General features: G+C 59.4%; 1 pseudogene. It reads right to left on the bottom strand.

The features are described from left to right. Window positions 1-89: 89 nt before the first annotated feature. A pseudogene (locus AC0L2O_RS37140) lies at window positions 90-251 on the bottom strand (bL17 family ribosomal protein); the annotation flags it as partial. Window positions 252-254: the final 3 nt, after the last annotated feature.

Below are 254 nucleotides of genomic sequence, written 5' to 3'. Positions count from 1 at the left end.
CTGCGGAGAAAATAGGCGTGCCGACACGCCTGGCCTTTTTTTCCCGTGAACTGGCGGAGAAGCGTCGCCAACAGAAGAGGCGGGCCGACGACATTCACCAGCTTCTCGACGATCGGACGCAGATCCTTCGCCTTCGGCAAGGTGGTGAGGATCTGCTCATGCTCGATGAGCGATACGGCAAGGTTGGCAAACATCGACTTGCGATGGCTTATGCTGCGGGCGAACCGGCGGCCTTTAAATCCGTGGCGCATGGC

This window comes from Bradyrhizobium sp. Kon10 (assembly GCF_055807395.1).
Note: the sequence above shows the minus strand (reverse complement) of the source record. Positions and strands in the feature narration are given on the sequence as shown.